Source organism: Massilicoli timonensis (assembly GCF_900199515.1).
GTDB classification, from domain to species: domain Bacteria; phylum Bacillota_I; class Bacilli_A; order Erysipelotrichales; family Erysipelotrichaceae; genus Massilicoli; species Massilicoli timonensis.
In genome coordinates this window covers 1,007,255-1,032,047 of sequence record NZ_LT963434.1, presented here as the reverse complement: position 1 = coordinate 1,032,047, position 24,793 = coordinate 1,007,255, and the positions used below count along the sequence as shown (strand labels likewise).

The window sequence follows — 24,793 nt, the reverse complement described above, 5'->3', positions numbered from 1 at the left end:
TTTGGCGATCTGTCATTTAAGAATAGCATGATGGAATCATGAAATCGGATATCCCCTGCAGGCAACAGATCTGTTTATCTAAGTCATGCTTCATGGAAAGCAAGTAAAAAAAGGAATCCTCACATCAATATCCAGGATGCAGGGGATTCCTTTTCATCGACTTTAAGAAGTGCGAGAAGTTAATTATAGATCGTTTTGGCATAGTCGGTCGGTGTAATGCCGAACTGCTGCTTAAACTTTCTTGAAAAATAGTGAATGCTGGAAAAGCCGAGCTTAGAGGAGATTTCCGAAATCGTATACATGGACTCCTTGATCAGCAGTTTGCTCTTATTCAGCTTCAGATCGCTGATGTACTGCTTTGGCGCAATACTCAAATTATTTTTGAACAATGTCTGCAGCGATGAACGGCTGATCGAGAACTTATGACAGATCTCTTCGATCGTAAACGATTCATAAATGTTTTCATTGATATAGATGATGATTTCATTCAGCAGTTCATTTTCAAAACGCTGCTGCATCGGTGTAGAGGCAACCGGCGTGCTGGAAAGGAAATCATACTGGAGCAGCTTGACGATCAGTTCTTTCAAATAACAAAGCATCAGCTCATTGTCATAGAAGGTCTCATTGCTGGAAACCTTGATAAAATTGTTCAGTGCGTTGTGGATGTCGCGATGCGCGTTGAATACACGGTTAGAGATGCGCTGCGCGTCAGGAAGGTCCATCTCGAAAAGAATCGTTAAATAAGAGCAGGACTGACGATCTGCCGTGCTTTGCGTATGAAACTGGTTTGGCGCATAGAGGATCAGATCGAAATTATTGAGCGTAAAATCTTTGCCGTCAATATTGGTGTGCAGGGTGCCGTGGTCGATGAAGGACAGTTCCCAGTAATTATGCTTTTCTCCCGGGAAGATATAGTTGGCATTGCGCACCTGATAGTAATAACCGAAGATCTCTTTCACTTCGAAAGTAGGCACTAAACGCTCATAAGTAACCGGTACTTTGTTAAAAGTAGGAATCATCGTCTTTTTGGCGCCATATGTATATAACAGCTCCACCCGTGAGGTGGAAGAAATGCTGATGAAATTGAACTTAACGCCTGCCTTGACCTTGATGATGCGGTGGATCACAAACTTCTCGTATTCCGCCGCGTCTTCATCCATTGAAACGACCAGCATGACGATGCCCTGCTGTACCTGGATATAGACGTCCTTATCAAACGACATGTATTCACGTATATACTTTTCTTTCAGGCGTATCGTGGATTCGATCAGCTTGTCATGACGCTGATTTAATTCTGAAATGATCTCGCCGTATTTATTAAAGATAAAACTGGTTGTACGATTGAACACAATTACCACCTCATAGGTAAAGTATAACAAATCTTCGCTTTTTTATAAAGTAAAAACGCAGAAAGAATGATTTGATAATGCTTTAATTAAACGCAGTTTTTCCGTTATTTCGCTGTAATTAAACTGTTTATTCACATTTTCTCACACAAATAGAATTAAATTTACAGTAACCTATACTATTTTTACTGCTGTATGTAAAATGTTGCCGATAGATTGGCGTTTATAGAAAAATCGTTTACATTTGATTAAAAAGTGCAAAACGACTAATAAAAAGTGTAAAGAAAAATAGGCACTCTTGTCATAAGATTAAAACGAACTCAAGGGTTTGCTTATTGCTTTGACTCATCACAAAGTAATAACGGTTTAAGTTCATGTATTGATAGAAGGGAGAGAGCATAATGCCAAATATCGTTTTAGTAAGAATCGACAATCGTCTGATTCACGGACAGGTTGCAACGATGTGGTCTGCAGTTACAGGTGCGAACTTGTTGTTGGTTGCAAACGATGCGGTCGCTACTGATGAATTCCGTCAGGGACTCATGAATATGGCAGCGCCTGCATACGCACAGACTCGTTTTTTCTCAATCGAAAAAACTTGCGCGATCATCGACAAAGCCAGCCCGGCTCAGAAAATCGCAATCATCTGTGAAACACCACAGGATGTCCTGCGCTTGAAGAAAGGTGGCGTACCGATTACAAAGGTAAACATCGGAAACATGCACATGGCAGAAGGTAAACGTCAGGTAGCTACTTCAGTAGCTGTTGATGATGCAGACGTTGCCGCATTTAAGGAACTTCAGGATTTAGGCTGTGAATTGGAAATCAAACGTGTTCCGGACACGGCTGCTGAAGACATTAGCAAATTATTTAAGTAAGAATTCAAACTGAATTCGCTCGAAAGGAGAAACACATGGATATTACTGTTGTACAGGCACTATTGATTTTCGTAGTAGCCTTCATTATGGGTATCGACCAGTTCAGTTTCTTAGAATCCCTGTACCAGCCAGTTGTTTTAGGTCCTATTATGGGTGCGATCTTAGGAAACTTTGAACTTGGTATCGTTGTAGGTGGTGCTTACCAGTTAGTACAGATTGGTAGTATGCCTATCGGTGGAGCTCAGCCACCTAACGCAATCATGGGTACGATCATGACTGCGGCATTCGCGATTTCTATGGGATTGGAACCGACAGCTGACGGTGTAGGTCTGGCTGTAGGTCTGGCTATTCCATTCGCAATCTTCGGACAGTACGCCGTAACATTGACTTTCACGATTATGTCAGGTTTAATGGCAAAAGCGGACAAAGCTGCTGAAGAAGGAAATCCTAGAGGCATTGCAATGGTTAACTACATTGAAATGGCTATCTTAGGTACATTATTTGGTGTATTGGCAGTTGCCGGTGTTTACGGTGCTGCACAGTTAGGTGACACACTGCGTGACTTCTCATTCCAGTTCTCTTGGGTAATGGCTGGATTAGATGCAGCAGGTGGCGCAATGAAGTTCGTAGGTTTCGCAATCCTGATGAAAGTTATGATGTCAGGCGAAATGTGGGGCTTCCTGTTCGCAGGTTTCGTTATGGCTAACCTGTGTGCAGCAGTTCCGGGTATGTCAGGTGCTACACTTCTGATGTGCGCAATGGTTGGTTTGGCAATCGCTCTGTACGACTACCAGATCAATACAAAGATCAAAGCAAATGCAGGTTCTAACGGAGGAGGTGTCACTGATGGCATATAATATTCCTGAAAAATATCAAGATCTGACACCAGCACCTCAGCTGGATAAGAAAACCTTGAACAAAATGGTATGGATGTCTTGCTTCTTACAGGCTTCATTCAACTATGAAAGAATGCAGGCTGCAGGTTGGTTATGGGGTATGTTACCAGGCCTTCAGAAAATCCATACAAACAAAGAAGACTTAAAAGCTTCTATGGCTCACAACCTTGATTTCTTGAATACACATCCATTCTTAGTAACATTCGTAATGGGTATCGTATTATCTTTGGAACAGAACAAAGTTGATACGCAGACAATTCGTTCCGTACGTATTTCTGCTGCCGGACCTTTAGGTGGTATCGGTGATGCGCTGTTCTGGCTGACATTGGTTCCAATCACAGCTGGTATTACAGCAAACATGGCACTGAATGACAAATCCATCTTAGGTGCGATTCTGTTCTTAGTGATCTTCAACGCTGTTCAGTTTGCAGTACGTTACTTCTTAATGCACTGGTCTTATAACCTGGGTACAAAAGCAGTAACGATGTTAACAAGCAACGCAAAAGAATTTACTCGTGCAGCATCTATCTTAGGTATCTTCACTGTAGGTGCTTTGATCGCAAACTACGGTGGTACAACTGTTCGTATCGCAATTGCTGATCCGGCAATCAACGTACAGTCACTGTTAGATGGAATCTTACCGAAACTGATTCCGTTGCTGATCACAGTTGGTCTGTTCGCCCTGATCAAAAAAGGATGGACTCCAATCAAATGTATCGTTCTGATCCTGGTTGTTGCAATCGCAGGTTGTGCATTCGGTATCTGGTCTGGTGACTCTAAAGCCATCGACGCAGAAGGTAATGGTATTCCAGGCGGTTATGATCCAGTTGTTGAATGGTACGAATTGCCACCTGCTGAATAAATCTTTTAGCTAAGACGATCAACATTGTTGATTAAATGCGAAGATAGAAGGTAACTCTCTTACTCTATCGTGATACAGACATGTATCAAAAGGGACTATGGCAACATGGTCCCTTTCCTTTATCAAGAAGAAAATGAGGTGCACTATGAGTTCAGTATCATTTTATATATTGGCAGGCATGCTGCTTGTGGTAGCGGTGCTGCAGATCGTGAAACAGCGTATCTATAAAAAAATGCAGAGCGCTTTGGACAGCGGTGATTATGACGGCGTCATTACAGCAGCGGGATCTTTTTTTGCCAAGTATCTGTATCGGCCATATGTGTTAGATCTGTTTCAGATCCGGGCATATTATCTGAAAAAAGACGTAGAAAACTTTGAAACGCTGCTGCGGAAGATGGTCGTAAATGACGCTTATAAGCCTGCTGAACGCAAGGAAGTCATGGAGCTTTATTATCATACTTTTTTGTTCAAAGAGAATCAAAAATACTGTGATGAGCTGCTGGAAGCGATCAAACAGACAAAAGATGAAAAGATGATCGCTTATGATGGAAAGCTGTATGAGATCGTTTTTCAAGATCGTACTGATATGATTGAGGAAATGGAAGAAATGATCAATTCTAAGAAATATTATGGAATTCCATTGGGTATGATCTTATATGGTATTGCATTGCAGTATGAAAAGCTGGCGGATTATGAACAGGCGGAAGTGAATTTCAGAACGTCGCTTTCCTGCTTTTATCCAGATTCCATTTATGCGGAAGCAGCAAGAATGCATATGAATGCGGCGGAAGATCATCTGCAATAAGGAACAAACCCCTAAGCCAAGGGGTTTTTATTATGTGAAAGTCGTTATATAATAGAATCCAGAAGGTGATAAGATGAGTGAACTGATCCGTGGAGTTGATTTAGAGGAAACGGTCTATGATGCTTTGGCACCGCTTTTTGCCAAAGGGATCTTTCGTAAAAAAATAAAAGAAAAGACACTGGCAAAGGTAACGGAGCTGTCGCTGATCCATGCCGATTTGGATCATCTGCGCTTCTTGGTGTATTTCCCGCAGTTGCGGCTTTTGAATATAAGCGGCAATCAGATCAGCGAACTGTCACAGTTAAAGCATGTGCCGCATTTGGAAACGCTGATCGTAAAAGGCAATCCGATCGTGGATTGGAGCGGTCTGAGAAAAGTAGCGGGGATAAAGGTACTGGATGCTTCTGACACGGCAATTACATGGCATGACCTGCGGTTTTTATCTCGTTTGGAAGAGTTGTATTTGAATCGCTGCAACTTGTCAGAATTGATGCAGTTGGAATGTCCGCAATTAAAAATCTTATCACTCGATCATAATCGGCTTCGCTCACTGGAACAAATCTATCATTATCCGCATTTAGAAGAACTGTATGTGAGCGACAATCATCTGCTTGATGCTTCTGCGCTCGCTTTATTAACCGATCTCAGCGTTTTGCACTTGGAGCATAATCTGCTTCAGCAAATGCCGGATGTTACGAAATTGACTCAACTGCTCTATCTGAATGTATTTGATAATTGTCTGTTGGATTCATTAGATGACTGGCGGGAAAAACTGTTTTATGTCGATACGCTGATCTTAGATGAACAGGATATCGCATATTTTGAATTAGACGATCAATACGATCACAGTAAACCGTCGATCCGCTATGTCGTAAGCAGTTGTCTGATGGGAGAACCATGCAAATACAATGGGAAAAGCAATGCCAATGAAACGATCATACAGTTTCTTCAGGGGAAAGACTATGTCTGTGTCTGCCCTGAGCAGTTAGGCGGATTGCCGACACCGCGGCCATGTGCCGAAATCAGAGACGGCAAGATCATCAATGAAAATAAGGAAGATGTGAGCGCAGCTTATCTGCTTGGCGCGCAGGAGGCTTTGCGCATTGCAAATGAGCATGAGGCAAATGTTGCGATCATGCAGGCGCGATCTCCCTCGTGTGGCAAAGGTGAGATCTATGACGGGACCTTTTCTAAAAAGTTGATTGCGGGCAGCGGTCTAACGGTGCGGCTATTTGAGAGAAACGGGCTCTATGTATGGAACAGCGACAGATTTGTAGAATATCTTACGAAACAATGCAAAATAGAACATCAGGAAAAAGCAAAAGACTGAAAAACTGTAAAAAAACGCAATTTAGCATTGTAAGTGCTATCAAAATAGAGTAAAATAAGAGCATAGAAGAAAGTTATTTTAGGAGGAATATGAAATGAAATCAATCAATGTTACAGTTGTGGATCCAGTTGGACTGCACGCGCGTCCGGCTACGATTGCGGTAAATGCAGCAAGCAAATTCAAAAGTGAAGTAAATGTTGCTTACGGCGGACGTGAAGTAAACATGAAATCGATCATGGGCGTTATGTCTTTGGGCATCCCTACAAAATCTGAGATTACGATTACCTGCAACGGTGAAGATGAAGAAGAAGCAGTTGCAGCGATTGAAGAAGTATTGCGCGCTCAGAAGATCATTGCTTAATCAGGATTCAGAAGGTGGCGTGAGCCGCCTTTTTTTACCCGATGAGCGTAACCGCTTACAAGAAAAGGAGAGAATCATATGAGAACAGAAGTATATGAATTTTGGAAGCAGCATCCAAATTTAGATCCGTCTCTCAAAGCGGAACTGGAAACGATGGATGATGCGGCTTTGAATGACGCATTTTATACCGATATTGAGTTTGGGACAGCTGGTATGCGCGGTTTGCTTGGCGTAGGCACCAATCGTATCAATCTGCATACGATTCGTAAAGCGAATGAAGGCTTTGCCCGCTATATTGAAAGCAATGGGGAAGAAGCGAAAAAACGCGGTGTGGCGATCGGCTATGATAACCGTCATATGTCCTATGAATTTGCGATGGATTCTGCCAAGGTATTAGCGAAGCATGGCATTCCTTCTTATGTATTTGCTTCTCTGCGCCCGACTCCGGAATTATCATTTGCGGTGCGTTATCTGCACTGTTTTGGCGGGATCATGGTAACCGCCAGTCATAATCCGAAAGAATACAACGGTTATAAGCTGTATGATGAGAAAGGATGCCAGTTAGTGCCGCATTTGGCAAAGCAGGTCATTGATCGCGTGAATGCGGTAGAAGATCCTCTTGCCATTACGGTTGATCTTAGTAAAGAGCAGGAAGCGTTGATCCATGTGATCGGTGAAGAAGTAGATGAAGCCTATTATGAAAAAGTAATGGGAATTCAGTTAAATCCGCAGATCAACAAGAGTGATGTACTGATCGTCTTTACACCGGAGCATGGAACGGCGAATATTCCGGTAAAAGAGTTATATACAAGATGCGGGTATCATTTTGTGGCAGTGGAAGAGCAATGTACGCCGGACCCGAACTTTTCCAATACGCCAACCCCGAACCCGGAAGAAAAAGGCGCCTATGAACTGGCGCTGCAATATGCAAAGAAAGCAGATGCCGATATTATTCTGGTATGTGATCCTGATGCGGATCGTATGGGCGTCGGTGTCAAGCATCAGGGCGAGTATGTGCTGCTTACCGGCAATCAGAGCGGATCGGTGCTGATCGAATATATTTTCTCACAGATGAAAGCCAAAGGGGAAATGCCGCCGCATCCGGTCATGTTCAATACGGTCGTAACAAGTGATCTCGGTGAAAAGATCGCAGCGAAATACGGTGTGGAAACGGAAAAGACCTTGACCGGCTTCAAATTCATCGGTGAGAAAGTCGCTCAATATGAGATCAACAATGAAAAACAATATGTATTCGGCTATGAAGAAAGCTACGGTTCTTTGATCAGTCCGTTCGTTCGTGATAAAGACGCACCACAGGCGTGCTTAATGCTGGCTGAGGCGGCTTGTTACTACAAAGCACAAGGGAAAACCTTGGTCGATGTGTTATATGGCTTATATGAAGAATTAGGCTACTATGAGGAAAGTCAGACATCATTGACATTGAAAGGACAGGAAGGCGCAGAACGTATCAAAGCAATCTTGACTGATTTAAGAAACAGCGATCTATCACAAATCAACGGTACAAAGGTCGTGAAGATGGAGGACTATAAAGAAGCCGTAATAAAAGAAAACGGTGCAGTCAAAGCATTATGCGGCTTCACTTCTTCAGACGTATTGAAATACTATTTGGAGGATGGCAGTTGGATTGCGATTCGACCAAGCGGTACGGAACCAAAGTGCAAGTTTTATTACTGCATCAAGGGCGATTCATTAGCCGATGCGCATGAGAAAACCGTACACTATCAGAAAGCGATGCAGGAACTGACGCAGTAGAGACAAACAGCAGGATCAGCAGTGGTTCTGCTGTTTCTTTGGTTTACAGGTTTCGCATATGATGGTAAAATTAAAATAGGAAATAGAAACAGAGGGGGATACGATGCTTACAAACGCGGAAAAAGAACAATTATCAAAACAAATACAGTTGTATCGCATGCTGAGTGGGATGAGCGTGCGCAGGTTTGCGGAGGCCATCCACATGAGCAGCGCCACCTTTGCGAAAATACAAAAAAAGGCAAGTGATGTTTCGACATGCACATATGATAAAATATTAAGCAATCTATGCCTAACCTATCATAAAGAGATCCCTGCCTGCATCAAAACGGAAATAATGGAACTGCACAAGGCACTCAACTATTTTGATCAAGAAAACTGTAAACAGATCATCGATCGCATACGGAAGCAGTTAGAGGCATATCAAAGCGAGATCAGCTGCGTCAATCTAACCGTATTCTTTCAAAATCTCAGTCGCTATTTTAGCCAACTATACTATTTAAGTGAAAACAGCATTCGCATTTTTATGCAATACCACGATATTTTCGGTAAAGAAATGTCAGAACTCATTTGTTTTTACTGTGTATATTCTTCTACGATGGTAAGTTTTCCTTTTGAAAAGCAATTATATGAACAGCATCCGGAACTGGAAATGATAGACTATCTTCCGATACAAGTGCATTTAATGACAAAATATCAGCATGATCATAATTTTGAAAAGATGATCCTATTAGGCGAAACAATAAAAGAGCGGGCAATCCAAACAAATAATCAAATCATGCTTTATGAATATTGGGATTGTATAGTCGGTTATTATGTGCAGATCGAACCGAATAAAATAAAACAGGCGTTAAAAGAGATGTATCGCTTAGCACAGACAAAAGATTTTCCGCTTATCAAAAAGAAGCAGTTTTATGGAAACTATGGGCGGTATTGCATGAAAGAACAAGATTATCAAACCGCATTGGATTTATTTTATCAGACATTAAAACTTCCCGAGAGCAATATGTATGTTTATTCTTGTGTTGTACTAAATATCTTATTTTGTGAAAGCCAGTTGGATGTGGCGAGCGATTTTCGTAAATTCAGGAAAATGAACCGACAGTATTTTGAATCAAAATCAGATTATGGATTGTATTGTTATTACTGCGAAAAACAAAACTTAAAGAATCATGAGAGATTAGCGTATTTGGAAAGAAAAGTGCTTCCTCATCTGACATTTTATGATAATGTTACCCGTTATCAAATAGACGTAGAGTTGGAGCATTTTCAGAATACGAGTAAAAAACTAAGCATATTAAAAAGGCTGAAACAGGAAAACGAAGATAAAAAAGTCAGCCTAAATTAAGAGTTTTGAGAGTTGTGTTTTCCTAGAGTCATCTTTTCCTTTCTATTTCATATAGTCTATGGTAATGTGGATTTAACAAGGAGGAAGATTGTATGAAGTTATTGAGAAAACTGATCTGTTTCATTTTGTTATTCAGCGCTTGTGCGGCTCTGTGTGCACCGGTATCCGCATCAGAGCCACAGCCATATCGAGATTGGGCTGTAAAAATGTAAATGTATCTTGTGAAATAAAAATGGAATGATCATTTAGATTGTTATTTAGGACAAGATTTAATAGATAAATTGATTTGTAACGATAATGAATGAAATAATTATTTAGATCAGACTAATGTGAGGAAAATATCATGAAAAAAAGAAGATTATGTATGCTCGGCTTATCGCTTGTGATGCTGTTGCTCAGTGCATGTGCATCAAAAAAGGAAGAGCCGCTGACTTTTGAAAAATTAGAGAAGCTGAGCGCATTTGTAAAAGAAAATGAAGATCTGCGCATGCTGGAGAGTACCGGTGATGATTTCTATTTTGTAAAAGAGAGCGATCAGGGAAGCCTTTTGAAAAAAACAGAACAAGTTTGGCGCTATGATGTGGAAAAAGATCAGCTTGAGGAATTGACGATTGGCGATGGACAAAGTCAGATCAGCAGTGTTTATGAATATGGCGACCGACTCTATTATGTGAAAAACAAACAGGAATATAATGAAACGACTTATCCGATCACGATTACGGTACATGCGATGAGTGATGGAAAAGAACAAAAATTACAGCGCTTTACCACATGGGAACGATATCGTTCTCCGATTTTAGTCGGTGAAAAGGAACACTGCTATTTATGGCTTGCGGCCATTACCCAGCCTTTGCGGGAAAATGGCGAAGCGAGTGAAAAAAGACTATTGTATCGCTGCCAAAACGATCATTTACAACTGCTATATGAAAAGGAAATCGTGCTTGCAAAGGATAGTGTTGCCGCAGAAAGCAGTTTGCAGTTAGAACAAAATGCGGCAGAGACGATTGCAGTAAATGCAGATGGTGTGTATTACCGCATGCTCATTGATGAGCAGCAGGGCGGCGGCGGGACGATCGGCTATGTGAAGCATGACAGTACACAAAGTTCGCTCTTTCGCTTGCAGCCATATGTGCGGGAAGAATTAGATGCAACCGATGAGATGCTGCTTTTACAGGACGGTTCTTCCGAAAATCTGAGCATCATGCTCAATGCGAAAATGGATGAGATGGAAGAATACCATTTTGCAGAGCTGGATGGTTACTGTGGTAAAGAACTGACAGCGCTAAAGGACGGTCTGCTGGCGGTGGGGTTAGCGCAGGGTACACAATTCTATGAGCTGCAGGAGCAAGACCTAAGCAAAATAGAGACGGATTTTACCGATCAGATCAAGACCTATCATGGGAACGGCACATACTTGCTTGTAGAAGGACAAAACGGTGATTTCTATTTAGTCAGGCGGGCATGAGCGATAAAATGAGAAGCAATAGAAGCAGGTGAAACTTTATGGGGATCATCTGCTTTTGCGCTTTACAGATCTGCTGAAAGCAAAAGGCACGATTCTCTTATTTAATTGTATGAAAGCGATTCTCTTATTTAATTGTATGAAAGCGTGTTCAAAGAAAGGAAAATAAGGTATAATAGAAGCAAAGTAAGGAGTTGTGATTATGAAAAAGAAGAGTGTGGAGGCGTTTTATCAGGGACACAGTTTGCGTGCTTATGAACTGTTCGGTGCACATCCGTGTGTGGAAAAGGGAATCAAAGGGGTTCGTTTTACGACCTTTGCGCCAAAAGCCAATAAAATACAGGTGATCGGTTCATTCAATGACTGGAGCTGTGAAGGACATTATATGAAAAAGGCTGATCAAAACGGTATCTGGTCCTGCTTTGTCGAAGGTGCGAAAGTGGGGGATGTATACAAATACCGTATTGATCAGTGCAGCGGCCGCATTGTCGATAAAATGGATCCGTATGCGTTTTACAGTGAATTAAGACCGAATACGGCATCTGTTGTTGCCGATCTCTCGATGAAGTGGAGCGATGAAAAATGGATGGCTTCCCGCAGCATTCACCTAGATCAGCCGGTCAATATCTATGAAGTACATATGGGATCATGGAAGCATAATGAGGAAGGCGGTTGGCCGACTTATCGCAGCATCGCCAAAGAACTGATCGCTTATGTCAAGGACCATCATTTTACGCATATCGAACTCATGCCGTTGAATGAGCATCCATTTGACGGATCATGGGGTTATCAGTGCAGCGGCTATTTTTCGGTTACCAGCCGCTATGGCAGCGCGCAGGATCTCATGTATCTGGTAAATGCCTGCCATAAAGCCGGTATCGGCGTCATTATGGATTATGTGCCGGTCCATTTTGTGCGTGATGATTTTTCATTGGCGCGTTATGATGGCAGTTGTGTGTATGAATATGAAAAAGATGAAGATTCTTATTCTCAGTGGGGCACTTCCAATTTTGATCTATGGAAAGAAACCGTGCGCAGTTTCTTGATGTCGGCAGCGGCTTTCTGGATCGATCGCTATCATTTTGACGGTCTGCGGATGGACGCCATCAGCAATCTGATCTTCTGGCATGGCAATAAAGACCGCGGCGAGAATCAGGGCGCATTGGATTTCATCAAACGCCTGAACTATCACTTGCATGAAGCTTATCCGGGCGTTATGCTGATTGCCGAGGATTCCAGCGACTATCCGAATGTAACAAAATCAACGCTTGACGGCGGATTGGGTTTTGATTATAAATGGGATCTGGGCTGGATGAACGATACCCTGAAATACTTTGAAAAAGATCCGGTGTATCGCAAATGGCATCATAATCAGATCACCTTCTCCATGGCTTACTTCTATTCCGAACGCTTTATTTTACCGTTCTCACATGATGAAGTCGTACATGGCAAAAAGACCATCATCGACAAGCTGTGGGGCAGTTATGAACAGAAATTCCAGCAGCTGCGCACACTTTATACCTACATGTTTACCCATCCGGGCAAGAAATTAAATTTCATGGGCAATGAATTGGCGATGTTTCGTGAATGGGATGAGGCAAAAGAAAACGACTGGTTCATGCTGACATATCCGGCTCATGACTCTTTTAACCGCTATTTTAAGGAATTGACAAAGCTTTACACGAGCAAAAAGCCGCTTTATGAAAATGACTATTCTTGGGATTCTTTCAAATGGATCGATGCGGATAATGCGGATCAAAATCTTTTCTCCTATATCCGCAAATCCGATACAAGCGATCTTGTCGTGATCCTGAATATGTCGCCGAATCTTTACGAAAAGCATAAGTTTGGAGTGGAGCAAAACGGCACTTACAAAGAAATCTTAAATAGTGAACAGGATATTTACGGTGGATGTAATATTACCAATCCGGATAAGATCAAAGCAGTAAAGGAAGAATGCAATTTCCTGCCTTATACCATTGAAGTAACCGTACCGCCGTTTGGGGCAGTGATCTTAGAAACACGCAAGCGCAGCAAGAAGAAATAACAACGGGAAAACGGCATCTGAGAAGGTGCCGTTTTTTCTTTGCAACAGCAGGCAGTCATTAAAAATATAAAAGTTTTGGTAAAAAGTGAAAAGATTATTTTTCGGGTGCGCATATTTTTATAAAATGAGGGGATATTACGGCTTGTATGAAAAATTTTGCTTAACAAACAGCAAGAAATTTGATAAAATCACAATGTCGTGTTAGGAGTGAAAAGATGAAAAAGAAGTTTCAAACAAAGGAAGAATTTAAGACAGAATTTGAGCGGCGCATCATCGAAAAATACGGCCGTTCGATCGAACAGGCACATAAAACCGAAAAGTATATGGTATTAGGGGAAATGATCCGCGACTATGTTGGGGTAAACTGGAAAGAAACAAAAGAAACGGTTGCCGGCAACGGAGAAAAGCAGATGTATTATTTCTCTATGGAATTTTTGATCGGACGATTGCTAACGAGCAATCTGATGAACTTGGGGATCTATGACATCGTGAAGGAAGGCTTGCAGGATTTCCATATCGATATCAATGAGATCGAAGATCTGGAAAGTGATGCGGGGCTTGGAAACGGCGGTCTGGGCAGACTGGCAGCGTGCTTTTTAGATTCACTCGCTTCTTTGAATCTGGTGGGGCATGGAAACTGCATCCGCTATGAATACGGTTTATTCCGCCAGCGCATTGAAAATCATGAACAGACGGAATATCCGGATATGTGGTTGAAGCTGGGGAATGTTTGGGAAGTGCGCAAGCCGAAACATGCCATCGAAGTCAAATTCGGCGGACATATCGAAATGTATATGGATGAATATGGCAAAACAAAGGTCAATCACATGCCGGAACAGGTCATTCGTGCCGTACCTTATGATGTGCCGGTCATCGGACGTGATACGAAAGTAACCAATACACTGCGTTTGTGGAGTGCAGAGGCGGCAGACAGTGTGATCAATAATGATTTTGCTTCCTATATGGATGATGTAAAGGCCATCTGCATGAATGTCTATCCGGATGATTCTACGGAAAAAGGAAAGTTGCTGCGCATCAAACAGGAATACTTTTTTGTGGCGGCAGGCTTGGCGCAGATCATCAAAGCGCATCTGCGTGTTTATCCTTCTTTAGACAACTTGGCAGAAAAGGTTTGTATTCAGTTAAATGATACGCATCCGGTCTTGGCAATTCCGGAGTTAATGCGTATTCTGATGGATGATTATGCATATGAATGGGATGATGCTTGGAATATTGTAACCAATGTAATTTCTTATACGAATCACACGGTACTGGCAGAAGCGTTGGAAAAATGGCCGATCAGCTATATCCAGCAGCTGCTTCCACGTGTTTACATGATCATTGAGGAAATTCATCGTCGTTTTGAGTTTGCCTTGGATCATCAGTACAACCGTCCTGATATCAAATACAGTGTAGCGATCTTAAAAGAAGGACAGGTACACATGGCGAATCTGGCAATCGTCGGCAGCCATCACGTAAATGGAGTTGCGGGCTTGCATACGGAAATTTTGAAAAATGATGTATTCAAGTCTTTCTATGAGATCATGCCGGAGAAATTCAGCAATAAGACGAATGGCATTACCCATCGTCGCTGGCTCCTGTATTCTAATCCACAGCTTACGCACCTATTAGATGAAACGATCGGAAAGGACTATCAGACACATCCGGAACAGCTGGAAAAACTGATGGCGCATGTGGACGATCCGATGCTGCAGGCGAAGTTTATGGATGTGAAACGGCAGCGCAAGCAGATCTTAGCGGATTATATCAAAGAAACTTTACAGATCGAAGTAGATGTCAATTCGATCTTCGATGTGCAGGCAAAGCGTCTGCATGCTTATAAACGGCAGCTATTGAATGTACTGCATATCATCTATTTATATCAGAAGATGAAAAAGGATCCGAATTTCCGTATTTACCCGCGTACCTTTATCTTTGCGGCAAAAGCGGCGCCTGCCTATACGTTTGCGAAACAGGTCATCAAGCTGATCAACTGTATTGCGGATGTGGTAAACAATGATCCGCAGATCGCACCGTACATGAAGGTCGTATTTATTCCGAATTACGGTGTCAGCATTGCGGAAATCTTAATGAACGCGGCTGATGTATCGGAACAGATCTCCACTGCGGGGAAAGAGGCGAGCGGAACCGGCAATATGAAATTCATGATGAACGGAGCGATCACACTGGGAACATTAGATGGCGCCAATGTGGAAATCGTGGAACGCGTCGGTTATGAAAACGCCGAAATCTTCGGCCTGCGTGCTGATGATGTAGCGCTTTTGAAACGGGAAAATGTTTATAGCGTATGGAATGTCTATAACCGTGATCCGGAAATCAAAGCTGTGGTAGAGGCGTTGGTAGACGGCACTTTCTCACCGGAAAAAGAGGATTTCCGTTTGGTTTACAATGAATTGATGTTCAAAAATGATGAATATCTGTTATTGGCGGATTTTGACGCATACAAGCATGCACAGACTCGCGTACAGGAACGTTATCAGGATAAAGCGGGATGGGCGAAGATGTGTCTGATCAATATTGCTAAGTCCGGCTTCTTCTCAAGTGATCGTACGATCAAACAGTATGCGGATGAGATTTGGAATATCCAGCCGATCGAAGTGAAATAAGGAACTGTCAATGTGCAGTTTCTTTTTTTATATTGTAATCGCTATCCTTTTATGTAAGTGAAGTTTTTCTTTCTAATAGCTCTGCTTTCTTTTGATTCTCAGTTTGCATCATATCTAACACTTTTGCAACATTGCATGGTATGATTGCATGGCTCACAGGAAAAGATATAATATGTTTATGATAAACAGCTATTATCTGGATCAACGATTAAGGAGGTTTGCGTTATGGAGGCTATCAAAATCATGCTGGTAGAGGATGATAAAATACTATCGGAACAGCTACAGTTATATTTATCTAGGTGGGGATACGATGTCGAAACATCGCGTCATTTTGAAAATATCGTAAATGACTTTGAAAAAATCAGACCTTGGCTGATTCTCATGGATATCAATCTGCCGCTCTATGATGGATTTTATTGGTGCAATCAGATTCGTGAGATATCAAAAGTACCGATTATTTTTATCAGCAGCAGAAGTGATGATCAAGATAAGGTCATGGCGATCACGCAGGGAGGGGATGATTATATTGAAAAGCCGTTCCAGCTAATATTCCTAAAGGCTAAGATCGAAGCATTGTTAAGAAGGACCTATCAATATAAGAGCGAACAAAAAGTGTTTCTTATGCCGCATGTCATCTATGACAACAGCACAAGCAGTCTGTACTGCAGCGATAAAAAAATAGAATTGACTAAATCTGAAAATATAATCTTAAGAGTTTTGTCGCAGAGCCGTCCACACATTGTTTCCAGAAGCCAGTTAATGGATGCATTATGGAGCACTGATGAATTTATATCTGACAATACGTTGACGGTGCTCATATCCAGGTTAAGAGCCAAAATAAAAGAATGTTGTCAAGCGGAACTGATCCAGACGAAGAAAGGACAAGGGTATTACATAGAATGAAATATTTTAAGCAAAGTTTTGTTTACTGGTTTACGATAGTCATCATTTTTCTTTTCTATCATTTTTACTTCGTTTTCCTGCTGCCAGAGATCAATTTTGGGTATCTGATCTATTTAGATATCCTGATATTGACGATCATGAGCGGTCTATTTCTTTTTACATTTTGTAAATATAGAAAAAAAGAAAAGAATAAACAAGAATACTTAAAGAGCAGTGAAATCATTGCACCGGATTTGACAGAGTTTGAAAACATTGATATCGCACTGCACGACCATGCGCTCTATCAGGCATATTTGCAGCAGGAATATGACAGGAATCAAGACTTGCAGGATTATATTGCGCGATGGTGTCACGAAATCAAACTGCCTTTGTCGGCAGCAATGCTAATGAATGAAGATATAAGAAATGAAGGATTACAGGAACAGCTAGAGAAAATGAACAATCAATTAAATACAGCGTTGCTGGGCTGTAAGGTGCAAAGTCAGATCTATGATATTCAAATTAAAAAAGTTGATCTTTCTGAATGTGTCAAAACAGCGATCAAGAATAATCGTTATTTTTTGATAAAGAATCATTTTTCTATCACAATCGACATACATGACAGTGATGTATATTCAGATAAAGAGTGGATGGTATATGTGTTGGACCAAATGATTGCCAATGCAATCAAATATGCAAAAGAAAAACCGTCGCTGAAGATCTGGACAGAAACAGCCGATCAGAGTGTTCATTTGTATATCAAAGACTTCGGAGAGGGAATCGGCGATGCAGATCTGCCGCGGATTTTTGAAAGGGGCTATACAGGCAGTAATTATCATAACGGGGAATATAAATCTACGGGAATGGGATTGTATATGGTGAAGCAGATCGTTGACAGATTAGGGCATTTTATTTCCGTAAAGAGCAGAGTTGATGAATATACTTGCTTCTGTATTCACTTTTCTAATAATGAATCTTACTTTCGTTTCTAATCTTACTGAAATGTAACGCTGATCTATGATATGTAACATGTATGCAAGGATTAAATGGCGGTATTTCTCTATAATGAAAATGAAATGGAGGAAACAGCTATGGAAAATAAAAAAATACTTGAAATTAAAAATCTAGTAAAAGACTATGGTACAAAAGGCTTTCGTACTAAGGTGTTAAGAGGTGTTAGTCTGGATATTTATGAAAATGATTTTATTGCCATCATGGGGCCGAGCGGATCAGGGAAAACGACTTTATTGAATATCTTGTCAACGATCGATCATGCGACAAGCGGCACGATCAGACTGAATGGCAAGGATATTACGCATTTGAAAAATAAGGAGCTGTCTAAGATCAGAAAAGATAAGATCGGTTTTATTTTTCAGGATTATAACTTATTAGATACGATGACGCTTCAGGATAACATCGCTTTGCCGTTATCACTGCATGGTACAGCTAATACAAACTGTATAGCAAAAACAAAAGAAATGGCTGCGTTGTTTGGGTTATCCACACACTTAAAAAAGTATCCCTATCAGTTATCCGGTGGTCAAAAACAGCGGGGCGCTGCTTGCCGTGCTTTGATTACTGCACCTGAAATTATTTTTGCCGATGAACCGACCGGCGCTTTGGATTCTAAATCAAGCCGGGATCTGCTGGAATGTCTAAAGCATGCGAACGAAGAGGGCAAAGCAACGATCATGATGGTCACGCATGATGCGTTCAGCGCTTCTTTTGCGAAAGAGGTGTACTTATTAAATGATGGGATGATCAAATGTAAGCTGACGAAAGGAAAGGACAGGAAAGAGTTTTATGATCGGATCATTGATGTACAGGCATCGATAGGAAGTGATTTTGTATGAGCATGTTGAAGCTGGCAATTCAAAATGCCCGTTCCGGCATGAGAAATTATCTTTCATTGATCATTTCTCTTGCTTTTACCATTTTGATTTTATGTAATTTTATCAATCTTGTAGATTCTGGCATACTGGATCAGTTAGGTGAGAGCAATGCACGCAATATTGAAGTGATCTTGCAGATACTGTCTTTTGTCATCGGCTGTTTTATGTTTTTCTTTATTTGGTATGCAACAAATGTGTTTTTAACAAAGTGTAAAAAGGAAATAGGAATATATGTATTCATGGGGTTGTCCAACCAAGAGATCGGAAAGCTCTATGCGACGGAAATACTTTTTATCGGATCAGCGGCACTGATAAATGGATTGTTGTTTGGTATTTTGACATCCCAGTTGTTTACGATGATTTTGATGCGTTTATCTACAATCAGCGTGGAAATTTATTTTGATGTTTCAGTACGCTCTTTGCTCATGACTGTTCTCATTTTTGTTTTTATTTACGGCATCTTCGTGATAAAAGGGTATCTCGATATCGTCCACAGCAGTGTGCTTGAAATGATAGCGGCAAACAGACAAAATGAGGCTGTTAAACAAAATAGATGGCTGCTTGCGGGCAAGGCGTTGTCGGGTGTGATCCTGATTAGTACAGGATGCTATTTTGCAATCAAAGATGCAGGCATGGAAGTGGTCGGAAATCTTTTGTTGGCGGTGGTGCTTGTAGTGACGGGAATCTACTTTATTTTTGGCGGTCTTATCCCTCTTCTTTTCCAGTCGCTGGCGCATAATAAAAAGTTCTTGTATAAAAAGGAAAGAAATCTTTGGATCAACAGTATTATTTTTAGGATGAAGAAAAACTATCGCACTTATGCGATCGTCTGCATCTTGATGTTATGTGCGATCACTGCACTGGCTTTTGGAATCGCAATGAAAAATCGCTATGATAATATCGTGCATTTTGAAAATACTTATACGTACCAGATCATGAGCGATCAGGCAGGATATCATCGTGAATTTCATAACTTAATTGAAAAGCAAAATGAGGTATCTTATCAATCAGAAGCGGAAATTACGATGCTGCATGAGCAGTATATCAGTGAGAAGTTTACGGTGCCGATCGCCATTATCGCATATACAGATGTGAAAAATATTGCGCAGACAACTGGTTTGCCATTTAACATAAAAGAACCGAAGGATGGGGAATATGTTGAGCTGAATCGGCTGTATCTTATGTCATTGACAAATGAAAGCATCGGCAGCACACAGGAGATCAATGGTATATCCTACACCTCGGTCGATCAAACGACTGCACCCTATTTGGGATATATGCAGGAAGATATGGACTATATGATCGTAAATGACAGCACTTACCAGCAGTTGAAGCTTCTTGGTACATCTGTTTATATGTATAACTATAAAATAAGTGATCCATCTCGATTTGAACGATCAGAAGCGGATATTCGCTCCAGTTCTCATTGTTTAGGACTTGTTAAAGTGGATCCTGAAAGAGCTGAGATTAGTTGGATCAAAATCTTATTTAGTGTATCTGTATTTATGTTCATGGTATTTATATTGGCTAGCGGCAGTATCTTGTTTATGAAGATATACAATGATTCGTTTGAAGAACAAGCGCGTTATCATATATTAAGCAAATTAGGAATAGATGATGATGTGATAAAGCGTTCTATTACTTATGAATTGCTGCTTACATTTGTTATGCCATTATTGGCAATGTCGTGCATTTCCTATTTTTCGATCAAGGCGATTGGGGAACTGATGCAGACAACCTTGCCGTTTGTGAATGTCATCAGTCTGGCGGTCATTTATGTTTGCTTTTTCCTGTTTTATCTTTTGTCCAGATTCCTTTATATCGGTAATGTAAAAAAAGCTGTAAACAGCATGTACGATTAAGCAGTGATGTTCTCATATCAATTGACAGGGATTTGTAATATGGTAAAAGGTATGTGTCGCTGATGAAACACATGCCTTTCTATGCGATGATTGTGCTATACTAAAGACATAAAAAGGCGAAGGCCATTCGTTCTTTGCCAAATGGGTGTTCTATTTGTTTTATCCGCTGCATTTACTGATTTTGGAAAGCATTGCAGTATCTGCTTTAATATTACCCAGGAAATAAAAAAGATGGCAGGATTACCTTGTCATAAAAAATGCTTCATTTGAAAGCATAGAGAGAATGTAAAGGAGGAAATCGCTATGATGGATTTGCATGTGCATACGCTTCATTCAGATGGTGCGTGCAGTGTGGAAGAAGTATTGCGGGAAGCACAGCGCAAGAACTTGGCCTATCTTGCGATCTGCGATCATGATACGATGGATGCGTGGCGTGATCTGGCCGATCCTAAGATCAGAAGCTTATTTTCCGGCAAGATCTTGCCTGCCTGTGAACTGACTTTTTCTTATCAGGGCATGTGTATGGATATGCTTGCCTATGGCGTTGATGAACAGGTGCTGGAGGATGCGGGGCTGCTGAAGCATCGTTTACAGGATGAAGTCATTGCAAGAGAAACAAAGCGGTTGCGACAGATGTGCGCTGTTTGTGATGCTTTGCATCTGCATTATCCATCGGTTAGCATCAAAGCGGGATATGAAAGAGCCAACGATGTGATCTGTGACGCGCTGCTTTCAGATGAAAGAAACAAAGCGATCCTGGAAAAACTGGGCATTGAAAACCGCACGACATTTTATCGTAATCACTATTTGAATCCATGCTCTCCTTTCTATATCAAAGAAGAATTTGACGCACCGCCTTTGGCAGTGTGCATGCGGGCAGTCAAAGCAGCAGGCGGTCTTTGCTTTTTGGCACATCCTTTTGTCTATGATGTCGAAGATCATGAAAAACTGCTGCATGATCTGTTTTTGACAGGAGGATGGGATGGTATCGAATGTATCCATCGCCGCCACAGTCGTGCGCAAAGTGAATGGCTGAGCGCGTATTGCAAAGCGCATGATCTTTACCAAAGCGGAGGCAGTGATTATCATTTGCCAAAGCATGACATGGGATGTGGCGATAACGGAAATATGGAAATCATGGAAGACATAGCAGCATCATGGCTTGCTTGCATGGAGGAGAAGTGGCGATAGGACAGGAATCGGGAAACTTCGCTTCGTTTTCAAAAAAGGTGTATGGTTTACGGGAATAAAGGGAAGAAAACATCGCTAAGAAAGCGATAATTTGTTATACTATAAGCAGGTGATCAAAATGAGGCAGCAGGAGTATTTTGAAGCATACTTAGATGATTATGATAAGATCGTCGTATATTTATCCAAGAACAGTTATAACGGAGAAAGCAACTGCTTTTATTTGCGGGATACGCTGGGCAATATTCAGGATTTGACCATTACGTCGATACAGCAGACGCCGCAGCAGTACAACCGCTATATTTTAAGAGTGAAAAAACCGCTGGTGATCGGTGAAGAATATGAGGTGCTGCACCAGCATGCAAGAGCGGCGATCCTACGCTATGGCTATATCGTGAAAAGAGATCGCTTTGATGAGGAGTTTGCCTATTATGGCAATGATTTAGGATGTGTTTATCAGAAGCAGGAAAGCAAGTTTACCTTATGGGCGCCGACGGCTTATCGGGTCAAGCTGGAACTGTTAAAAGAGGGACAGTATCGTACCTTTGAGATGAAACGGGAGCATAACGGCATATTTCGCTGTGTCGTAAGCGGAGATATGGAGAATGCGTCCTATGTTTATCTGGTAAAAGTCAATGGGGCATGGAAAGAGACGATCGATCCATACGGCATCGCTTCTACCTATAATTCCAAACGCTCGGTCGTCGTAGATAAAAAGCGGATCCGTATCAAGGACTATCCACTTCCGCCATTGCGCAATTACTGTGATGCGATCATTTATGAAACAAGCGTGCGTGATTTTACGATGCAGAGGGGATGTGGGGTTACTTATCCCGGCTCTTTCTTAGGTTTTGTGGAGGAAAATGAGCAGACCAAAGCAAAAATGTCTGGTTTCAGCTATTTGAAATCGCTGGGTATTACGCATGTGCAGCTGATGCCGGTCATGGATTTCGGCTCAGTTGATGAGCAGTACCAGCAGCTGTTTTATAACTGGGGTTATGATCCGGTGCAGTATTTTGCTTTAGAAGGCAGTTATGGCTTAGATCCGACCAATGCTTACAGTCGTATGATGGAGTTTGCACATTTGGTGGAATCCTGTCATAAAGCAGGCATTCGCGTCAATCTGGACGTGGTGTTCAATCATGTGTTTGAAGTGAACAGCAATGCCCTGCAGGCTTGTGTGCCGTATTACTATTTTCAGATGAATGAAGAAGGGGAATTATCAAACGGTACTTTCTGCGGCAATGATTTTGATTCCACGCGAACGATGGGCAGAATGCTGATCGTGCAGGCTTGCCGGTTTTTATGCGAAACCTATCGGATCGATGGCTTGCGCTTTGATTTAATGGGAATATTAGATACCCAGACAATGAATCTGGTCTATGAAGTATGCCATGCGATCAATCCGAATATTATGATCTATGGAGAAGGCTGGGATATGCCGAGCATGCTGGATTTTGATCAGCGCGCCTGTATCCGCAATCAGCATCTGATTCCGCATATCGCCCATTTTTCCGACCGCTTTCGAGATGTGGCAAAGGGGATGACCTCACAAAATGAAGTGGCGACAAAAGGCTATTGTACCGGAGCGACTTATCTGATCGATGTCATGCAGAACTGCCTGCTTGCATCAACGATGCCACATGGCGATACGGCGTTGTTTTCTTCGCCGCAGAATGTTGTAAACTATGTAGAGTGCCATGACAATATGACCGCATGGGATAAGATGCGTGAATGTTGTAAAGAAGATACGCGGGAAGTGCGCATGCTCAGACAGATCATGTTATTGGGAGCTACTTTGCTTGCACAGGGGATTCCTTTTATTCACAGTGGACAGGAGTTTGCCCGCACCAAACACGGTCTGCATAATACTTATTGTGAAAAAGATCAGATCAATCAGATGGATTATGACCGGCGTGATCGTTATCTGGAAATCGTAGAGGCTGCCAAAGCGCTCATTGCGATCCGCAAAAAACACGATGTATTTCGTTTCCCGGATGCGGCGTCGATTGCCAAAGGCGTTCGCTTTGAAGACATTGACCGGCAGGTATTGATCTATCGTCTGCAAAATGATCATGAAGAGGCAGTGGTGATCTTCAATCCGACTGCGTCGATCTATACGTATCGACTGGAATATGCCTATCGTCTGCTGTTTTATAACTGCAAGATCGAAAATGAATATAAACAAGATGATTTGATTATCGATAAGTATGCGACGATCGTACTGGTAAAAGAAAAATAAGAAACAGGCTGTCATGTAGATTTGAAATCTATACTTACAGCCTGTTTTTTCAAGATCGTGTATGCTTGTCTTGTTCCATTTTATACATGATCGTATTTAATTTCTTCTCAATGCCGATTTGACGGTAGATGACATAGCCAAGCAGTATGATCGGAAGAAATCGGATCGCAAAAGCAAGCAATGGGATACTGAATAATAGTTTATCTGACATAAATGATTGCTCCTTACCATTCAGGTGTAATTTTAATAACGGCTTCTCCAAATGCTGTTCCAGGATAAAGGTATACTTCTAGCGTCATCGTGCGTGTTCCACCGATCAATATATCGCTGTAAAATACTTGATATAAGCCAACGGCTACATTAGGATCACCAATTAAAGTAGAAGTTCCATATCGCTCTTTAATCCATGAACCCAAACTTGATCTAAAGGTACCGTTAGATATGCTGGTAAATTTCGATATATATGGATTTACTGTACCTTTGAATCTAGCGGACATATAGGTTAGACCGTTATTAAGAGAAAAAATTCTATCAAAAGATCCTACTGGGACAAATTCACGTGTGTTTTTCTTAACAGACAATTCTTCGCTCATGCTAATTGTTATTAAATTCCCTTCTTCATCATAAAAAGAATTTGTTTGTGCACTTGGATTTGACAAATCAAATGAAATAGTCAAATCCTCATCTTGAGAATGAGAAAGTACCGTGTTATGGGGTTGTTTAGTTATTATTTGTTCTGGTTCAGCAGCTTTTATGCTGTTGGTAGAAAATACAAAAGCAACGATTAGTCCTGATGCAAGTAAAAATGAACGTTTTTTCATAAATTATCTCCTATTTTGAATATTATTATCTTATCAATTCTGGTATGGTGTCGGCTTTGCAACTGAGGTAAATACTAATGAATGCGAAGTCATAAACATGTTGTATAATGATCTACAACAAATAAACCTTTTTAATTTCTTGCATAATTTCACCTCCTTGTTAATCTCACATTA

19 protein-coding genes and 1 pseudogene are annotated in these 24,793 nt (G+C 41.3%); 17 read left to right on the top strand and 3 right to left on the bottom strand.

All coding sequences use genetic code 11. The annotated features are described in order from the left end of the window. Positions 1-179: 179 nt before the first annotated feature. Positions 180-1,349, bottom strand: coding sequence for an AraC family transcriptional regulator (locus tag C1712_RS07060; RefSeq protein WP_102268060.1), 1,170 nt, complete (start codon positions 1,347-1,349; stop codon positions 180-182). Positions 1,350-1,747: 398 nt separating this feature from the next. On the opposite strand from C1712_RS07060, the gene agaB reads away from it, so the two are divergent. From agaB to pulA, 17 genes and pseudogenes are all read left to right on the top strand, one after another. Continuing rightward, entirely contained in the window at positions 1,748-2,224 is a 477-nt protein-coding gene (gene agaB / locus C1712_RS07055) for a PTS galactosamine transporter subunit IIB (RefSeq protein WP_102268058.1), read from the top strand. Between the two features lie 35 nt (positions 2,225-2,259). Beyond that, the gene (locus tag C1712_RS07050) at positions 2,260-3,081 is read left to right on the top strand and encodes a PTS mannose/fructose/sorbose/N-acetylgalactosamine transporter subunit IIC (protein ID WP_102268056.1); all 822 of its coding nucleotides are present in this window, start codon (positions 2,260-2,262) and stop codon (positions 3,079-3,081) included. Continuing rightward, positions 3,071-3,982, top strand: a complete 912-nt coding sequence (locus tag C1712_RS07045; protein ID WP_102268054.1) for a PTS system mannose/fructose/sorbose family transporter subunit IID — start codon at positions 3,071-3,073, stop codon at positions 3,980-3,982. Before C1712_RS07050 ends, C1712_RS07045 begins: the two co-directional genes overlap by 11 nt. A 145-nt stretch (positions 3,983-4,127) precedes the next feature. Next, complete coding sequence (locus tag C1712_RS07040) at positions 4,128-4,787, top strand: hypothetical protein (RefSeq protein ID WP_102268052.1); 660 nt, start codon at positions 4,128-4,130, stop codon at positions 4,785-4,787. 73 nt (positions 4,788-4,860) lie between these two features. Beyond that, complete coding sequence (locus C1712_RS13005; RefSeq protein WP_245858085.1) at positions 4,861-6,117, top strand: 2-thiouracil desulfurase family protein; 1,257 nt, start codon at positions 4,861-4,863, stop codon at positions 6,115-6,117. A 94-nt stretch (positions 6,118-6,211) separates the two neighbouring features. After that, positions 6,212-6,478, top strand: a complete 267-nt coding sequence (locus C1712_RS07030) for a phosphocarrier protein HPr (protein ID WP_102268050.1) — start codon at positions 6,212-6,214, stop codon at positions 6,476-6,478. Positions 6,479-6,556: 78 nt separating this feature from the next. Then, on the top strand, positions 6,557-8,251 hold the full coding sequence (locus C1712_RS07025; protein ID WP_102268049.1) for a phospho-sugar mutase: 1,695 nt from the start codon (positions 6,557-6,559) through the stop codon (positions 8,249-8,251). 103 nt (positions 8,252-8,354) lie between these two features. Beyond that, positions 8,355-9,596 carry a hypothetical protein gene (locus C1712_RS07020; protein WP_102268047.1) on the top strand — a complete coding sequence of 414 codons (1,242 nt, stop codon included), beginning with the start codon at positions 8,355-8,357 and terminating at the stop codon, positions 9,594-9,596. A 343-nt stretch (positions 9,597-9,939) separates the two neighbouring features. Continuing rightward, positions 9,940-11,061, top strand: a complete 1,122-nt coding sequence (locus tag C1712_RS07015; protein ID WP_102268045.1) for a hypothetical protein — start codon at positions 9,940-9,942, stop codon at positions 11,059-11,061. Positions 11,062-11,260: 199 nt separating this feature from the next. Beyond that, positions 11,261-13,105: a 1,4-alpha-glucan branching protein GlgB gene (glgB, locus tag C1712_RS07010; protein ID WP_102268043.1), complete on the top strand. Its 1,845-nt coding sequence runs from the start codon at positions 11,261-11,263 to the stop codon at positions 13,103-13,105. Between the two features lie 215 nt (positions 13,106-13,320). Further along, on the top strand, positions 13,321-15,732 hold the full coding sequence (locus tag C1712_RS07005; RefSeq protein ID WP_102268041.1) for a glycogen/starch/alpha-glucan phosphorylase: 2,412 nt from the start codon (positions 13,321-13,323) through the stop codon (positions 15,730-15,732). A 225-nt stretch (positions 15,733-15,957) separates the two neighbouring features. Beyond that, positions 15,958-16,635 (top strand): response regulator transcription factor, encoded by a 678-nt coding sequence (locus tag C1712_RS07000; RefSeq protein ID WP_102268040.1) that lies wholly within the window; start codon positions 15,958-15,960, stop codon positions 16,633-16,635. After that, a complete protein-coding gene (locus tag C1712_RS06995) occupies positions 16,632-17,606 on the top strand; it encodes a sensor histidine kinase (protein ID WP_180963092.1) in 975 nt (324 codons plus the stop codon). Before C1712_RS07000 ends, C1712_RS06995 begins: the two co-directional genes overlap by 4 nt. Positions 17,607-17,705: 99 nt before the next feature. Continuing rightward, positions 17,706-18,467, top strand: a complete 762-nt coding sequence (locus C1712_RS06990; protein ID WP_102269803.1) for an ABC transporter ATP-binding protein — start codon at positions 17,706-17,708, stop codon at positions 18,465-18,467. Then, positions 18,464-18,964: pseudogene (locus tag C1712_RS13240) on the top strand (FtsX-like permease family protein); the annotation flags it as partial. The gene C1712_RS06990 and the pseudogene C1712_RS13240, both read left to right, overlap by 4 nt. 1,707 nt (positions 18,965-20,671) lie before the next feature. Continuing rightward, positions 20,672-21,559, top strand: a complete 888-nt coding sequence (locus tag C1712_RS06980) for a PHP domain-containing protein (protein ID WP_102268034.1) — start codon at positions 20,672-20,674, stop codon at positions 21,557-21,559. 118 nt (positions 21,560-21,677) lie between these two features. Then, positions 21,678-23,798: a type I pullulanase gene (gene pulA / locus C1712_RS06975; RefSeq protein WP_102268032.1), complete on the top strand. Its 2,121-nt coding sequence runs from the start codon at positions 21,678-21,680 to the stop codon at positions 23,796-23,798. A 49-nt stretch (positions 23,799-23,847) separates the two neighbouring features. Here pulA and C1712_RS12680 read toward each other — a convergent pair whose 3' ends face one another. Beyond that, positions 23,848-24,009, bottom strand: coding sequence for a hypothetical protein (locus C1712_RS12680; protein ID WP_180963091.1), 162 nt, complete (start codon positions 24,007-24,009; stop codon positions 23,848-23,850). Positions 24,010-24,022: 13 nt separating this feature from the next. Beyond that, complete coding sequence (locus C1712_RS06970; protein ID WP_102268030.1) at positions 24,023-24,619, bottom strand: hypothetical protein; 597 nt, start codon at positions 24,617-24,619, stop codon at positions 24,023-24,025. Positions 24,620-24,793 lie beyond the last annotated feature (174 nt).

Coding starts and splice junctions, on each gene's coding strand:
- C1712_RS07050 (WP_102268056.1), top strand. CDS start 2,260: ATGGATATTACTGTTGTACAGGCACTATTGATTTTCGTAGTAGCCTTC.
- C1712_RS07020 (WP_102268047.1), top strand. CDS start 8,355: ATGCTTACAAACGCGGAAAAAGAACAATTATCAAAACAAATACAGTTG.
- C1712_RS07015 (WP_102268045.1), top strand. CDS start 9,940: ATGAAAAAAAGAAGATTATGTATGCTCGGCTTATCGCTTGTGATGCTG.
- C1712_RS13005 (WP_245858085.1), top strand. CDS start 4,861: ATGAGTGAACTGATCCGTGGAGTTGATTTAGAGGAAACGGTCTATGAT.
- C1712_RS07045 (WP_102268054.1), top strand. CDS start 3,071: ATGGCATATAATATTCCTGAAAAATATCAAGATCTGACACCAGCACCT.
- C1712_RS06970 (WP_102268030.1), bottom strand. CDS start 24,619: ATGAAAAAACGTTCATTTTTACTTGCATCAGGACTAATCGTTGCTTTT.
- C1712_RS06980 (WP_102268034.1), top strand. CDS start 20,672: ATGATGGATTTGCATGTGCATACGCTTCATTCAGATGGTGCGTGCAGT.
- C1712_RS06990 (WP_102269803.1), top strand. CDS start 17,706: ATGGAAAATAAAAAAATACTTGAAATTAAAAATCTAGTAAAAGACTAT.
- C1712_RS12680 (WP_180963091.1), bottom strand. CDS start 24,009: ATGTCAGATAAACTATTATTCAGTATCCCATTGCTTGCTTTTGCGATC.
- C1712_RS06995 (WP_180963092.1), top strand. CDS start 16,632: ATGAAATATTTTAAGCAAAGTTTTGTTTACTGGTTTACGATAGTCATC.
- pulA (WP_102268032.1), top strand. CDS start 21,678: ATGAGGCAGCAGGAGTATTTTGAAGCATACTTAGATGATTATGATAAG.
- C1712_RS07000 (WP_102268040.1), top strand. CDS start 15,958: ATGGAGGCTATCAAAATCATGCTGGTAGAGGATGATAAAATACTATCG.
- C1712_RS07025 (WP_102268049.1), top strand. CDS start 6,557: ATGAGAACAGAAGTATATGAATTTTGGAAGCAGCATCCAAATTTAGAT.
- C1712_RS07005 (WP_102268041.1), top strand. CDS start 13,321: ATGAAAAAGAAGTTTCAAACAAAGGAAGAATTTAAGACAGAATTTGAG.
- C1712_RS07030 (WP_102268050.1), top strand. CDS start 6,212: ATGAAATCAATCAATGTTACAGTTGTGGATCCAGTTGGACTGCACGCG.
- glgB (WP_102268043.1), top strand. CDS start 11,261: ATGAAAAAGAAGAGTGTGGAGGCGTTTTATCAGGGACACAGTTTGCGT.
- C1712_RS07040 (WP_102268052.1), top strand. CDS start 4,128: ATGAGTTCAGTATCATTTTATATATTGGCAGGCATGCTGCTTGTGGTA.
- agaB (WP_102268058.1), top strand. CDS start 1,748: ATGCCAAATATCGTTTTAGTAAGAATCGACAATCGTCTGATTCACGGA.